At 62.1% G+C, this 14,130-nt stretch carries 13 protein-coding genes and 1 other RNA gene; 8 read left to right on the top strand and 6 right to left on the bottom strand.

The genetic code is table 11. From position 1 onward, the window contains the following. Nucleotides 1-20: 20 nt before the first annotated feature. Nucleotides 21-491 (top strand): cyanophycin metabolism-associated DUF1854 family protein, encoded by a 471-nt coding sequence (locus AC3FLX_RS19380; RefSeq protein ID WP_488698921.1) that lies wholly within the window; start codon nt 21-23, stop codon nt 489-491. Between the two features lie 69 nt (nt 492-560). Here the strand turns inward: AC3FLX_RS19380 and AC3FLX_RS19375 are convergent, their stop codons facing one another. Beyond that, entirely contained in the window at nt 561-968 is a 408-nt protein-coding gene (locus AC3FLX_RS19375) for a hypothetical protein (RefSeq protein ID WP_488698920.1), read from the bottom strand. 207 nt (nt 969-1,175) lie between these two features. Here AC3FLX_RS19375 and AC3FLX_RS19370 point away from each other — a divergent pair, with 207 nt between their 5' ends. Next, nucleotides 1,176-2,369: a lytic polysaccharide monooxygenase gene (locus tag AC3FLX_RS19370; protein WP_488698919.1), complete on the top strand. Its 1,194-nt coding sequence runs from the start codon at nt 1,176-1,178 to the stop codon at nt 2,367-2,369. Between the two features lie 101 nt (nt 2,370-2,470). After that, nucleotides 2,471-2,842, top strand: coding sequence for a hypothetical protein (locus tag AC3FLX_RS19365; RefSeq protein ID WP_488698918.1), 372 nt, complete (start codon nt 2,471-2,473; stop codon nt 2,840-2,842). Nucleotides 2,843-2,900: 58 nt separating this feature from the next. On the opposite strand, the gene AC3FLX_RS19360 is transcribed toward AC3FLX_RS19365, so the two are convergent. Then, entirely contained in the window at nt 2,901-3,800 is a 900-nt protein-coding gene (locus AC3FLX_RS19360) for a MurR/RpiR family transcriptional regulator (RefSeq protein ID WP_488698917.1), read from the bottom strand. A 119-nt stretch (nt 3,801-3,919) separates the two neighbouring features. Here AC3FLX_RS19360 and AC3FLX_RS19355 point away from each other — a divergent pair, with 119 nt between their 5' ends. Then, nucleotides 3,920-5,080 carry a M20 family metallopeptidase gene (locus tag AC3FLX_RS19355; protein ID WP_488698916.1) on the top strand — a complete coding sequence of 387 codons (1,161 nt, stop codon included), beginning with the start codon at nt 3,920-3,922 and terminating at the stop codon, nt 5,078-5,080. A 54-nt stretch (nt 5,081-5,134) separates the two neighbouring features. Then, nucleotides 5,135-6,133, top strand: coding sequence for a Bug family tripartite tricarboxylate transporter substrate binding protein (locus AC3FLX_RS19350; RefSeq protein WP_488698915.1), 999 nt, complete (start codon nt 5,135-5,137; stop codon nt 6,131-6,133). Nucleotides 6,134-6,224: 91 nt separating this feature from the next. Here the strand turns inward: AC3FLX_RS19350 and ssrA are convergent. The 4 genes from ssrA to ompA form a co-directional block, all read right to left on the bottom strand. Then, nucleotides 6,225-6,584, bottom strand: a transfer-messenger RNA (tmRNA) gene (gene ssrA / locus AC3FLX_RS19345). Nucleotides 6,585-6,674: 90 nt separating this feature from the next. After that, nucleotides 6,675-7,340 carry a phosphoglycolate phosphatase gene (gene gph / locus AC3FLX_RS19340; RefSeq protein ID WP_488698914.1) on the bottom strand — a complete coding sequence of 222 codons (666 nt, stop codon included), beginning with the start codon at nt 7,338-7,340 and terminating at the stop codon, nt 6,675-6,677. Between the two features lie 3 nt (nt 7,341-7,343). Beyond that, the gene (gene ubiG, locus AC3FLX_RS19335) at nt 7,344-8,084 is read right to left on the bottom strand and encodes a bifunctional 2-polyprenyl-6-hydroxyphenol methylase/3-demethylubiquinol 3-O-methyltransferase UbiG (protein ID WP_488698913.1); all 741 of its coding nucleotides are present in this window, start codon (nt 8,082-8,084) and stop codon (nt 7,344-7,346) included. A 196-nt stretch (nt 8,085-8,280) separates the two neighbouring features. Then, nucleotides 8,281-8,937, bottom strand: coding sequence for an outer membrane protein OmpA (ompA, locus tag AC3FLX_RS19330; protein ID WP_066739225.1), 657 nt, complete (start codon nt 8,935-8,937; stop codon nt 8,281-8,283). A gap of 445 nt (nt 8,938-9,382) precedes the next feature. Here ompA and gyrA point away from each other — a divergent pair, with 445 nt between their 5' ends. The 3 genes from gyrA (at nt 9,383) to serC (ending at nt 14,042) form a co-directional block, all read left to right on the top strand. After that, nucleotides 9,383-12,085 (top strand): DNA gyrase subunit A, encoded by a 2,703-nt coding sequence (gyrA, locus tag AC3FLX_RS19325; protein ID WP_488698912.1) that lies wholly within the window; start codon nt 9,383-9,385, stop codon nt 12,083-12,085. Between the two features lie 82 nt (nt 12,086-12,167). Continuing rightward, nucleotides 12,168-12,734: a DUF2059 domain-containing protein gene (locus AC3FLX_RS19320; protein ID WP_488698911.1), complete on the top strand. Its 567-nt coding sequence runs from the start codon at nt 12,168-12,170 to the stop codon at nt 12,732-12,734. A gap of 144 nt (nt 12,735-12,878) precedes the next feature. Further along, nucleotides 12,879-14,042, top strand: coding sequence for a 3-phosphoserine/phosphohydroxythreonine transaminase (gene serC, locus AC3FLX_RS19315; protein WP_488698910.1), 1,164 nt, complete (start codon nt 12,879-12,881; stop codon nt 14,040-14,042). Nucleotides 14,043-14,130 lie beyond the last annotated feature (88 nt).

The raw sequence follows: 14,130 nt of genomic DNA, 5'->3' as shown, positions 1-14,130 counted from the left end.
CTTCATTTGAACAAACGGACATGCAGACGTCTGATTTCACGTTGACCCGCAACAGCCTTGGCAAGCTTGTGCTGACGACGGCCGATGGCACGCAGCACGAGGGCGTGGTGCCTGTGCGTGCATTCCCGATTTCGGCCGCGGACGACGGCGTGGGAATAATGAGCACCGATGGGCACGAACTCGCCTGGATTCCGCGTCTCGACGGGCTGCCGAATCAGACACGCGAGATGATCGAGGCCGAACTGGCATCGCGTGAATTCATGCCCGAGATCCAGAAGATTATCGGCGTATCGACCTATGCGACGCCCAGTGTATGGACCGTGAAGACCGATCGCGGACAGACCGACCTGGTGCTGCGCGGTGAAGAGGATATTCGGCGGCTGACCGGTACGTGCCTGCTGATTTCGGACAGCCACGGCATTCATTACCTGATTCGGGACCAGCTCGCACTCGACAAGCCGAGTCGGAAAATTCTGGACAGATTTCTCTGACCGATTACGCTGCACGAACAAAAACGGCACGCCTTGGCGTGCCGTTTTTGCTTCGGGTCCGGATCGACTTCAGTGCAGGACGGACGGCGCGTCGTCGTCGTCCTCGCCATCCCAGTCCTCGTATTCGATCGGGGTATCGGGTGCCATGTCCCACACCATCGAATTGAAGCGGATGGTGAACCATTCGCGGAACATGGCAAGCGTCAGTGACTCCGGCCAGACCGAGTCATCAAACCATTCGCCGAGCATGAATTCGAAGAAGTGCCGCCAGCGCTTTTCCACCCAGCGCAAGGCGTTCTCGGGGGTGTCGGCCACCTCGTCCGGCAGCAGGAACACGCTGGCGTCGTCCCGCACGTCGTCAAGCGTCAACGTGGGCACGGGGTCGGGGTCCACCGCCTGGATCCAGTCCAGAAACGGTTGCTCCGGCAAGAGCATGACGATGGACCGGTTGACGGTGAAGCGGGGGTGTTCAGACATGGAGGCGGGCAGGAGAGAACGACGCGCCATTGTAGCGCCGACCCGTCGGAGCACAGCGATGAATCCCGGAATGTCATGCGCTTGATCACCCGCATGGCATTCGGATGTTTCGGAGGTATCCGATTTCTTGTGCCTGGTGCAGCGGTTGAAATCGAGCATCCCGTCAGCGCGAGGGCGATGACGACCGCAACTTTTAGGAAAAGCACCATGCATCTCAAGAGGGCAGTATTTACGGGGCTGGCAACGGCCGCCGTGGTGGCCGCGCCGTTGCAGGTACTCGCGCACGGGACGATGGAACTTCCGGCCAGCCGCGTGCTGACTTGCTACAACGAAGGCGCCGAGCAACCAAAGTCCGGCGCATGCCGTGCCGCCAGGGCCGTGGGCGGCTCGCAGCAGTTCTATGACTGGAATGGCGTTCGCCAGGGCAGCGCGGCGGGCAACCACCGGGCCTTCGTCGCCGATGGCGAGCTGTGCTCCGGTGGGTCGGCCAGTTTCCGCGGGCTGGACCTGGCGCGGCTCGACTGGCCGCAGACTTCGATTGTGCCGACGGCTTCGGGTGATTACACCTTCGTCTGGCGCGCTTCGGCCCGCCATGCCACGCAGTACTTCAAGTACTACATCACGCGGGACGACTGGGATCCGGCCGTGCCGCTGCGCTGGAGCGATCTTGAAGAGTTCGCCAGCGTGCCGGGCGTGCAGGCGGTGGATGAAGGCGGGCGCTATCGCATGAAGGTGCAACTGCCCAGGAACAAGAAGGGAAGTCACATCATTTACAGCATCTGGCAACGCAGCGACAGTCCCGAGGCGTTCTATGCGTGCGCCGATGTGCGGTTCCCCGATGACGGTCAGGCCATACGGGAAACCGGCTGGGAAGACCAGGGCGCACTCTCCGCGATGGGAAATCTCGTCGTGGGGACGAAGCTGACATTTCGCGCGCTGGACAGTGCTGGCCGTGACGCCGGCAAATATGTGCTGACAATCAACGCTGCCAATGCCAAGGCGCTCATGTGGCCCTATCAGCTGGCACAGAAGGTCAACGCCGAGTCGCAGATATTCCGCATCGGCGAGCTTCAGGCGCGCAACGGTGCGTCCAGCATCGTGCCGCTTAGCTCAGCCACCGCGAATCACGTCTATCTCAGCAAGTCGTATCCCGGCTATCGCTATGAAATCGACAAGGAAGCACCCAGCGCCAGCGGCCGGTCGGGCGGCGGCAACGGCGCTTCGACGGGGCAGCCTGACGGCAATGCACTGGATACCTGGCGCGAAGGACCGACCTATGAAATTGGCCAGGCCGCGACGTATCAGGGCAAGCGTTACGTCTGCCTGCAACGTCATACGGCGTGGCGCGGTGCAGGATGGACCCCTGCGGTGACGCCGGCATTGTGGCGTGTGATTCGCTAAGTGTTGTTTTTTCGCTGGAAGCTGCATCGATCAGTTCCGATTCCTACAGTTTTCAGCGAAAAATGCCGTCATTGTTCAGACACGGGGATAGGAGCCGTCTGATGAGCTTTACTTTTCTCCCGCCCGGCGATGCCTTCATGCCAACCATGACGGAACGGTTTGCCGAAGCGGAAAAAATTGAAGACCGTGCCGCGCGCTGGACTGCCCAGGCAGAAATCGCGCTCGATACGGGTGATATGTACCTGGTGGGTCTGGTGCTGTTCAAGGCCATCCAGGAATTCGGGGTCGACGCCTTCGCGGCGCATTCGGGAGAGTCGCACACCCGGCTACAGCGACTGTGGATGCCGGGCATGGTTGGATCGGTGGATAACGCCAGGCATCTCTACGGCCATCTGGGTGTCAGGCTGCAGGTGGACCGCTACTATGCTGCCCGGCTGCAAAGCCTGCCGATGGACGGCGCGGTGGTGCACTGACGCGCTGGCGTTGTACAAGCGGTGACACACAAGCGAACGGGCCTTTATGGCCCGTTTTTTATTCTCGCTGACCGTCCACCAGTTCGGTTTCCGCGCGCTGCCACAGCGCATCGCGCCGCTGCAGGGCTTCGATGACCGCTGGCCTTCGCAGTTGCGCCACCGCGGATACCAGCGCATTGCACAGGAAGAATGCCGCCGTATAGGAATCGAACGGTGACGCATTGGCCGTACGCACCAGCAAATGGTGATCGGCCGTCGCCACAAGGGGGGCGGTAGGGCTGTCGCAAATGGCGATCACCGTGGCGCCGCGCGCGCGGAATGCCTCGGCAATGCGCACCGGTGCAATCGAATAGCGGCGGATGCTGAAGGTGAGCAGCACATCGTCCGGTTCGAGCCAGAGCAGCGCGTCAGTGGCCGTGATGGCACCGGCACCGAGCTCCTGCACGCGCGGCCGGCACATGTTGAGGTGCAACGACAGCCACGCGCTCACCGGCGCGCTGTTCTTCTGCGCCAGCACGAAGACCCGGCCTTTGGCGGTAGCCAAGACTCTGGTGATGGCTTCGAAGGCGGCGCCGTCCAGTGCGTCGTAGGTGGCCTGCACGTTGTGCAGATCGTGCGTCAGGGTGTCGTCCAGACAAGCCCGCAGCGTCCGCTTGCCGCCAATGGTGGCCGGTGCGCGCAGGCCGGCCGTCGGCAATGTGGCGGTGACGCTGGCGCGCGCTTCACGCTGGGCCTCTGCGTAGCTAGGGTAGCCGAGCTTGGCGAACAGGCGCACGACGGTCGACGCACTGGTGCCGCATTGCGCCGCCAGGGCCGTAGCCGATTCCAGCAGCACGTGCGGATATCGCTGCGTCAGCATGTCGGCCAGTGCACGCTCACGAGCGGTCAGGCTCGCTGCCTCCACGGCCAGCCGATCCAGCAAGGTGCGTGGTGCCGCGGCGTGCTTCAGGGATTTCATGGTGTTGACACTGTGCAATGCGTATTGCAAGATCGTATCACGCATGCAATATTTATTGCATTGCTGCGGCCCAGCCTGGCTGGTGACGATCTTCACGAATTGCTCGGAGTTTGAAAGACATGCAGGATAACGCAGTCACCCCGGATGCCATGACCGCGGTGGAATGGCTGGCTGGCCAGCACGACGCCATGCAGGATCTGCTGCAACGGATCGTCGATATCGACAGCGGCAGCCGCATGGAGGCGGGTGTGACCGCGGTGGCCGAGACCCTGGCCGCGCCCCTGCGTGAAGCCGGGCTGACGGTCCGGCTCGATCATGTGCCCGGCTACGGCGTGTGTCTGGACGCCATGTCGCCCGGCTCGGGGCAGGGCAAGCCGGTGCTTCTGATGGGACATATGGATACGGTGTTCCCCGCCGGCACGGTGTCACGACGCCCGTTCCGCGTGGAGGAAGGACGCGCCTTCGGTCCTGGCGTGGCCGATATGAAGTCGGGCCTCGTGATGAATGTGTTTGTCGCTCAGGCGCTGGCGCGCATGGGTGACAAGGCACCGCCCGTGCGGGTGTTCTTTTCCTGCGACGAGGAGATCGGCTCGCAGGCCACGCGTGAACGCATCATGGAAGTGGCGCGCGAGGTCAAGGCGGTCTTTAACGCCGAGCCAGGCCGCATCAGCGGCAATATCGTGACGGGCCGCAAGGGTTCGATGGTGGTGGATTTCGAGGTCGACGGCATAGCGGCGCACGCGGGGATCAATCACGCGCATGGTGCCAGCGCCATCGACGCGCTTGCGCGCAAGATTCTGGAGCTTCATGCGCTTACCGACTACGAGCAAGGCATTACGGCCAACGTAGGCGTGATCGGTGGCGGCATCGTGCCGAACATGGTGGCGCCGCTGGCCAAGGCCGAACTCGACGTGCGATTCACTGCGGAAACCGATGTCGATGCGTTGTACGCCCGCATCTGCCAGATCATCGAAGCGGAGTCGGTGCCGCGCACCAAGGGCCGTGTCACGGCGATGCGCCGAGGCATGCCAATGGCGCGTACACCGGACGACCTGTTTGCGCTTTACCTGCGCAGCGCCCAGCAGGTGGGCTTCTCGGTGGAAGGTGAGTTCACCGGTGGCGGGGCGGATAGCGGCCTGACCGCGTCGGTGGGCATCCCCACGATTTGCGGCGTGGGTCCTGTAGGCGGCCATCCGCACACCGAACGCGAGTTCTGCGAACTTGCCACGTTCGTGCCACGCGCGCAGGCCGTGGCGCTGGCCATCCTTGGGTTGCGATGACCGGCGCCGCGCGCTGGCATTCGCACTGATATTCCTCTTCTACGTTTGTGAAACATGCAGAATCCTGATCGTCTTCGTCGCCGCGTGGTCGGCGGGTTGCTTGGCGCCGCTGCCGTGGCTGCCGTGCCGTTCACCGCCCAGGCACAAGGTGCGTGGCCCGCTCGGCCCATCACGCTGGTCGTGCCGTTTCCGCCCGGCGGGTCGGTCGACATCATGGCTCGCCAGTATTCGGAGCCGCTGTCGCGCATCCTGGGGGTTTCGGTGGTCGTCGATAACCGGCCCGGCGCGGGCGGTTCAGTGGCCACGCAATCGGTGGCGCGGAGCAAGCCCGATGGCTACACGCTGGTGGTGTCGTCGCAGAGCAGCCATCTGGCCAATCCGCTGACGCAGCCGAAAATCGGCTATGACCCGATCAAGGATTTCGAGAACATTGCGATTCTGGGTCGTCAGCCAAACGCGCTGGTCGTGCATGCGAGCCTGCCGGTACGCACCTTTGCCGAGTTCCTTGCGTACGCCAAGAAGAATCCGGGCAAGCTCGACTACGGCAGCGGCGGTGCGGGCAGCATGGGCCAGCTCAATGTCGAGATGCTCAAGGAGGCCACGGGCATCTATGCCACGCACATTCCGTATCGCGGTGGCAGCCAACTGATTACCGCGGTGCTGAGCAATGAGGTGCAGTTCATCCTCGACAACCTGGTGATCATGCTGCCGCATATCAAGGACGGTAAGGTGCGCGCACTGGCCGTGGCGTCGGAACAGCGGCTGCCCCAGCTACCCGACGTGCCAACGTTGGCTGAACTGGGATATCCGCAACTGAACCTCAGCTCGTGGACAGGCATCGCCGCTCCAGCGGGCACGCCTGAACCGGTGGTGCAGAAGCTTTATCAGGCAGTGCGCCAGGCTGCCACCGACCCGGCGTTGCAAGCAGCGCTGCGCGCGCGGGGCGTGGTACCGCCGGAGGAATTGCCGCCGGCCGGATTCGAGAAGATGATGGCGGACCGTCTGCAGCGCTACGGCGAGGTGGTGAAGCGCGCAAAGATCTCGGCGGAGTAGCGGAATCCCCGGACGCCGGACGAAAAAAATCCCCAATGCCGCGAAGCGTTGGGGATTTTTTGATTCCAGCACGATGTGCTGGATGGTGTACTGGTGGAGCCGGCGGGAATCGAACCCGCGTCCGCAAGCCCTCCACAGAGAGTTCTACATACTTAGTTCTGTCATTTGATTTAACCGTACCATCGCGGACGAACACGCTCTGTTACGGCGAGTCACTTGGTTTTCGTCCCCGCAGTCGTGACACCGACGGGGCTTATCTGACGTAAATGACCTCGCTGGTTCTTGCGAACCCTAGCCCGTCAGCGAGCCAGTGCGAGGACGGCGGCCCTTAGGCTGCCAGTGCGTAACGTTCGTCGTTAGCAGTTATTGCATTCCCATTGATTAACGAGGTGACGGGTCCTCGGTATGCCCTCCACTGCTTTGCAACCCACGTCGAAACCAGGTCGGCCCCAATGTGCGTAGTAAAACGCGAAAGAAAACGGATTGTACCCGGTTTCGACGCCTGTGGCGCGCCACCGGTTCCCTACGGATAGCTGGGGACTCAGCCCAGCAGTTCAAGCAGCTTAAGCAATTCCGACGGGTGATGGATCAGGTAGTCGGCGCCCCAGGTGTCGGGTGGTTCGTCTTCGCCGCAGTAGCCATAGGCTGCCGACACCGTTGCCATGCCAGCGGCTTTGCCGGCCTGTATGTCGCGCAGGTCGTCGCCAACATAGAGACAGCGCGCCGGCACCACGCCGCTGAGTTCCGCCGCATGTAGCAGCGGGGCAGGGTGGGGTTTTGCATGGGGTGTCGTGTCGCCGCTGACCACGGCTGACGCGCGCGGCGCGAGGCCGATGGCCTTGACCAGCGGCACGGTGAAGCGGGCGATCTTGTTCGTGACGATGCCCCAGGGCACGCCATCGGCTTCGAGCTTTGCCAGGACGTCGTCCATCCCTTCGAACAGCCGGGTATGCACGGCGATATCGGCCTCGTAGTACTCGAGGAAGGTATCGCGCAGCGTCGGGAACTCCGGATCTTCCGGGCGCTTGCCGAAGGCCGCGCCGATCAGCCCGCGCGCGCCGTGCGAGGCCACCGGCCGGAGCTTTTCGTAGGCGACTGGCGGCATGCCATGTTCGACGACCAGTCGGTTGGCGGCGGCGGCCAGGTCGGGAGCCGTATCGGCCAGCGTGCCATCAAGGTCGAAGAAAACCGCGTCAAACTTCGTCATGGTTCAGGCTGCCTTCCGAAACGCCATCATGTAGTTGACGTCGGTGTTGCGGCCTAGCGAATAGATCTGCGTCAGCGGGTTGTAGGTCATGCCAAGCATTTCCACGAGGTCCAGGCCGGCGTTGCGTGCAAAGCGGGCCATTTCGGACGGCGTGATGAACTTCTCGTAGTCATGCGTGCCGCGCGGCAGCATGTTCAGTACATATTCGGCGCCGACGATCGCCAGCAGGTACGCCTTCAGGTTGCGGTTGATCGTCGAGAAAAAGACATAGCCGCCGGGTTTGACCAAGGTCGTGCAGGCGCGCACGATCGACTGTGGATCCGGCACATGCTCGAGCATCTCCATGCAGGTCACCACGTCGACGCTAGCCGGTGCGCGGGCCGCCAGATCCTCCACGGCGATTTCCTCATATGTCACCGCCACGCCCGATTCCAGGCTGTGCAGGTCGGCTACCTTCAGGGCCTTGGTGGAGAGGTCGATGCCGCGTACGGACGCGCCGGTGCGCGCCATGCTTTCAGACAGGATGCCGCCGCCGCAGCCGACATCGATCACCTGCTTGCCCGACAGGCGCGCGATGCCGTCGATCCATCCCAGTCGGAGCGGGTTCAGGTCATGCAGCGGCTTGAATTCGCTGTTCGGGTCCCACCAGCGGTGAGCCAGTTCGCTGAACTTGTCGATCTCCTTTGGATCGGCATTGCGGCTGGGTTGGGCGGGAGAGTTCAAGGTGTTGGAATGCGACATCATGGGCGCCACGCATTGCGGCGGGTCGTATGAGAAGGCTGCGGCAACTTTACCAAAAAAATGGTGCCGCGCCGAATGCGGATGGGTTGTCGGGTCCCTGGCGGGAAGCCGAGCTAGCCAAGGCCGACAGGGGCGACCGGGCCAGGGCGAAAAAAAAGCCCAGCTTGCGCTGGGCTTTTCTTCATCGGAGAGGATCCGATTAACGTGCGCTGCGGGTGCCGACCACTTCGACTTCCACGCGACGGTTCGGCTGCTGGCAGGCGATCTGAGCGGTGCGGTTGCCCTTGCACGACTTCGGATCAACCTTCAGCTGACGCTTGCCCTTGCCTTCGGTGTACACGCGGTTGGCTTCAACGCCCTTGCTCACCAGGTATGCCTTGACCGATTCAGCACGACGGATCGACAGGCGATCGTTGTACTTGTCCGAACCGAACGAGTCGGTATGGCCAACGGCGATGATGACTTCCAGCGTGATGCCTTGCAGCTTGGAGACCAGGTCGTCCAGCTTGGCCTTGCCTTCGGGCTTCAGAACAGCCTTGTCGAAGTCAAACAGGGTGTCAGCAGCGAAAGTGACCTTCTCGCTCGACACAACCGGCGGAGCCACCGGGGTCGGGGCCGGAGCCGGAGCAGCAGCCGGAGCCAGTGCGCCATCGCACAGGGCATTAGCCGTTGCCGGGGTCCAGGAGCTGTCGCGCCAGCAGAGCTCGTTCGTGCCATTCTTCCACACGTACTCGCTCGTACCGTTGCCCCAGTTATCGTTCACTGCCTTCTTTTCGTAGGGGACGGACTGGGCTTGAGCGGATGCAGCCATTACTGCGGTAGCTGCAACGAGCGCGAGCTTGGCAAATTTTTTCATATTTCTCCTCTCAGGATGAGATCACCGCAGGGTTACTGCGAGCAAATGGACGAAAACAAGTCATACATTCTTCGGAGTATAACATTCTCGATGTGGTGGATGCTCCACTTCGAACAATGTCTGGCTCTTCGCTGGGGAATTGTGCCACAAGGCTCGTTTCCTAAGAAGTAAATATATTCGATTCAACCACGTGGTTTTATGCCTGTGGTGTTTGTGCAACATCGCTCTTGCGGCGCCTGCAAACCCTTGTCCTGTATGGCTTGCAGGGGATCGGGGGTGACCGCCCGGTGCGCCGGGAAGGGGGTGGCGGGGCTGGTTCGGGCAGGGGCGGGAAGGGGTTCCGCGCGTGATAGAATGCCATGTTCGCCCGTGCCGGCATGGTGCCCCCATGCCGGTGGATTTGAGGGCTTCATTTGCTTAAACCCGCCGCATAAACCACGCCGCAATGGATCAATTCGCCAAAGAAACTCTTCCGGTGTCGCTGGAAGAGGAAATGCGCCGCTCATACCTGGATTACGCGATGAGCGTTATCGTAGGGCGCGCGCTTCCCGATGTCCGGGACGGACTGAAACCCGTACACCGGCGCGTGCTCTTTGCGATGCATGAGCTCAATAACGACTGGAACCGGCCCTATAAGAAGTCGGCCCGTATCGTCGGTGACGTGATTGGTAAGTATCACCCGCACGGGGATACCGCCGTCTACGACACGATCGTTCGTATGGCGCAGAATTTCTCCCTGCGCTATATGCTCGTCGATGGCCAGGGTAACTTCGGTTCGGTGGACGGTGATAACGCCGCGGCGATGCGTTATACCGAAATCCGCCTGGCGAAGATCGCCCATGAAATGCTTCACGATATCGACAAGGAAACTGTCGATTTCGAACCGAACTATGACGGTTCGGAGAAAGAGCCGGGTATTTTGCCGGCACGTATTCCGAATTTGCTGATCAATGGTTCGTCGGGTATTGCCGTGGGTATGGCCACGAATATCCCGCCGCATAACCTCAATGAAGTTGTAGATGCATGTCTGCATCTGCTGCGTAATCCGGATGCCACGGTCGATGAACTGATCGAACTGGTGCCCGCGCCCGATTTTCCGACGGCCGGCATTATCTATGGTATCCAGGGCGTGCGTGAAGGCTACCGCACCGGCCGCGGCCGGGTGGTCATGCGCGCGCGCACGCACTTTGAGGACATTGATCGCGGTCAGCGCCAGGCGATTATCGTCGACGAACTGCCGTACCAGGTGAACAAGCGGACGCTTTTGGAGCGTATCGCCGAGCTGGTCACGGAGAAGAAGATCGAAGGCATTTCCGACATCCGCGACGAGTCTGACAAGTCAGGCATGCGCGTGGTGATCGAGCTCAAGCGCAACGAAGTGCCCGAGGTTGTGCTGAACAACCTATATAAGAACACCCAGCTGCAGGACACGTTCGGCATGAACATGGTGGCGCTGGTGGATGGCCAGCCGCGCCTGCTGAATCTGAAGCAGATGCTGGACGCCTTCCTGTCGCACCGCCGCGAAGTGGTGACGCGCCGCACTGTGTTCGAATTGCGCAAGGCGCGCGAGCGTGGACACGTGCTGGAAGGTCTGGCCGTGGCGCTGGCAAACATCGACGAGTTCATCGCGATCATCAAGGCGGCACCAACGCCCCCGCTGGCCAAGCAGGAACTGATGGCCAAGCCTTGGGATTCCGGCCTGGTGCGTGAAATGCTGTCGCGTGCCGAAAACGACACGGCCGGCGGCCGTGCCTCGTACCGCCCCGATGGCCTGCCTGCTGTGTTTGGTATGCAGCCGGATGGCCTTTACCGGCTGTCCGATGGCCAGGCGCAGGAAATCCTGCAAATGCGCTTGCAACGCCTCACGGGCCTGGAGCAGGACAAGATCGTCCAGGAATACCGTGAAGTGATGGGCCTGATTGCCGACCTGCTCGACATCCTGGCCCGCCCGGAGCGCATTACCTCGATCATCACCGACGAACTGGGTGCCATCCGCGCCGAATTCGGCGACGAGCGCCGCTCGCAGATCGAACTGAACGCGACCGAACTCGATACGGAAGACCTGATCACGCCGCAGGACATGGTCGTGACGCTGTCCCATTCGGGCTACATGAAGAGCCAGCCGATCTCCGAGTACCGCGCGCAGAAACGCGGCGGCCGCGGCAAGCTGGCCACGGCCACGAAGGAAGATGACTGGATCGACACGCTGTTCGTGGCCAACACGCACGACTACATCCTGTGCTTCTCGAACCGCGGCCGCTTGTACTGGCTCAAGGTCTACGAGGTGCCGCAGGGTTCGCGCAATTCGCGTGGCCGCCCGATCGTGAACATGTTCCCGCTGGCCGACGGCGAGAAGATCAATGTGATTCTGCCGGTGCGCCAGTTCGATGCCGAGCATTTCGTCTTCATGGCCACCGCGCGCGGAACGGTCAAGAAGACGGTGCTGACCGACTTCTCGAACCCGCGCAAGGCCGGCATCATCGCTGTCGACCTCGACGAAGGCGACTTCCTGATTGGCGCCGCCATCACGGATGGCCAGCATGACGTGATGCTGTTCTCCGATGCAGGCAAGGCCGTGCGGTTTGATGAGAACGATGTGCGTCCGATGGGCCGTCAGGCGCGCGGCGTACGCGGCATGAACCTTGACGAAGGCCAGGCGGTGATCGCCATGCTGGTCGCGCCGGCGGAGACCGCCGATGCGGAAGCGGCCGAGGGCAGCCCGACGGTGGGCAGCGTGCTGACCGCCACCGAGAATGGTTACGGCAAGCGCACGCCGATCTCCGAGTACACTCGACACGGCCGTGGCACCAAGGGCATGATTGCGATCCAGACGAGCGAGCGCAATGGCCGTGTGGTTGCGGCGGCGCTGGTTTCGCCCGAGGACGAGATCATGCTGATCACCACGGGCGGGGTGCTCATCCGCACCCGCGTGGCCGAGATCCGCGAGATGGGTCGCGCCACCCAGGGTGTCACGCTGATCAATGTGGACGAAGGCACCAAGCTGTCGGGTCTGCAACGCATCGTCGAAACTGACGCCGACAGCAACGGCAACGGCGAAGACGACGATCTGGCTCAGGATGCCGCTGGCGATGCCGATACCGATAGCGATACCGATGCGGGCGCTACCGACGCGGACGCGAATTCGTAAATTGTTGCAACAACGGGACGACGGCCGGAACTCGCCAGACGGCCGCTCGGACTAATCCGGACGTATTTACCAGGGAGTCATAATGCTCAAAACCTACCGACGTATCGCTGTTCTGGCTGCTTTCGCTCCGATCATGATGCTTGCGCAAGGCGCGCACGCTCAGGAAGACAAGGACAAGACCGCGGCCATCAAGGAACTGCTGTCCGTCATGCAGGCCGACCAGGCTGTCAAGGGTCAGGCCGAAAACTGGCAACAAGGCGCCAAGCAGGAGGCACCGCTGGTGCTGGAGCAGGTTTTGGTGGAAAACAAGACGCTGAACGACAAGCAGAAGCAGGCCGCTGTCGAGAAGCTCAAGAAGAACGGCGCCGTGCAGCGCATGGTGGATGGCGCCGGTACGGCGTTCAACACCGATGGCTTCCGTCAGGACGCCATCAAGGCGCACTACGACGCCTTCGGCAAGTACTACTCGACCCAGGAAATCAAGGATCTGACCACGTTCCTGAAGTCGCCGACGGGCCAGAAGTTCATGCAGAACCAGGGCAAGGCCACCCAGGAAATCTGGGGTTCGATGATGCAGAAGTACGGTCCGCAGGTTGGCAAGTCGATGCGCGACTCGGCTGAGAAGGAAATCGCCGCTGCTGCGAAGTGATCGACGGCTGACCTCTCCGGTCCTTGGAGCGGAGAGGTCAGCGCAGTCCAGGCCCGCATCTGGATACCGTGGTGTCCAAGGTGCGCGGGTTTTGGGCGATAATGGCTGCCTGGTGCAATCCGGCAGCCATTTTTCTTTTCCTCCATGAACGATCCCCAGAATCCCGCCCTCACCGGCCTGCAACGTTCCCTGGCCGAGCGCGTCTTCAATTTTTCGCCTGGCCCGGCCGCGCTGCCGACTGAAGTCCTGCAGCAGGCCGCCGCGGAGATGTTGTCATGGCGGGGTACCGGCGTATCGGTGATGGAGATGAGTCACCGCAGCAAGGAATTCGAAAGCATCCATCAGCAGGCGCTGGCGGACCTGCGCGAACTGCTGCACGTGCCGAAGAACTTCCGCATTCTGTTTCTGCAAGGCGGTGCCATTGGCGAGAACGGCATCGTGCCGCTGAACCTGGCCAACCGCGTCAATGCCGCCAAGCCCAAGACCGACTTTGTGGTGACCGGCACGTGGTCGGTCAAGACCGAGCAGGAAGCGCGCCGCTACGGCGAAGTGAACATCGCTGCGTCCAGCAAGGACCAGAAGTGGCACAAGATTCCCGACGTGAACACCTGGAAGCTCTCCGACGATGCCGCGTACGTGCACCTTTGCACGAACGAGACGATCGTTGGCGTGGAGTTCCAGGAGATTCCGGACATCGGGCAAACCGGCACGCATGACAAGGGCCGTATCGTCGTGGCCGATGCATCGAGCCACATTCTCTCGCGCCCGATCGACTGGTCGCGCGTGCAGGTGGTCTATGGTGGCGCGCAGAAGAACATCGGCCCGGCCGGTGTGACCATCGTCATCGTGCGTGAAGACCTGATCGGCTTCGCGCACCCGTTGTGCCCGTCGGCGTTCAACTGGCGCCTGGTGGACGAGCATGACTCGATGTACAACACCCCGCCCACGTATGCGATCTACATCGCGGGCCTGGTGTTCCAGTGGCTCAAGGCTCAGGGCGGCGTGGCCGCGATCGAACAGCGCAATATCGCCAAGGCGCGCGCGCTGTACGACTTCCTGGACCAGAGCGACTTCTACCGTAACGAAATCGATCCCGGCAGCCGCTCGCGCATGAACGTACCGTTCTTCCTGCGCGATGAATCGCGCAACGAAGCGTTCCTGACCCAGGCGCGCGCGAATGGCCTGGTACAGCTCAAGGGCCACAAGTCCGTGGGCGGCATGCGCGCAAGCATCTACAACGCGATGCCACTCGAAGGTGTGAGCGCGCTGATTGAGTTCATGCGCGAATTCGAGCGCACCGCTGCCTGACGGCGGTGCTTTCTGTCGCGGCCCTTGCAGTGCGGGGCCTCGGCATCAGCTCAGACTTTCCGAGGCCGCGCCATGCGCGGCCCACAGG

It is taken from the genome of Cupriavidus sp. 291-E7 (genome assembly GCF_057798835.1).
The sequence above is the reverse complement of the archived record's forward strand: the minus strand, read 5'-3'. Positions and strand labels throughout refer to the sequence as shown.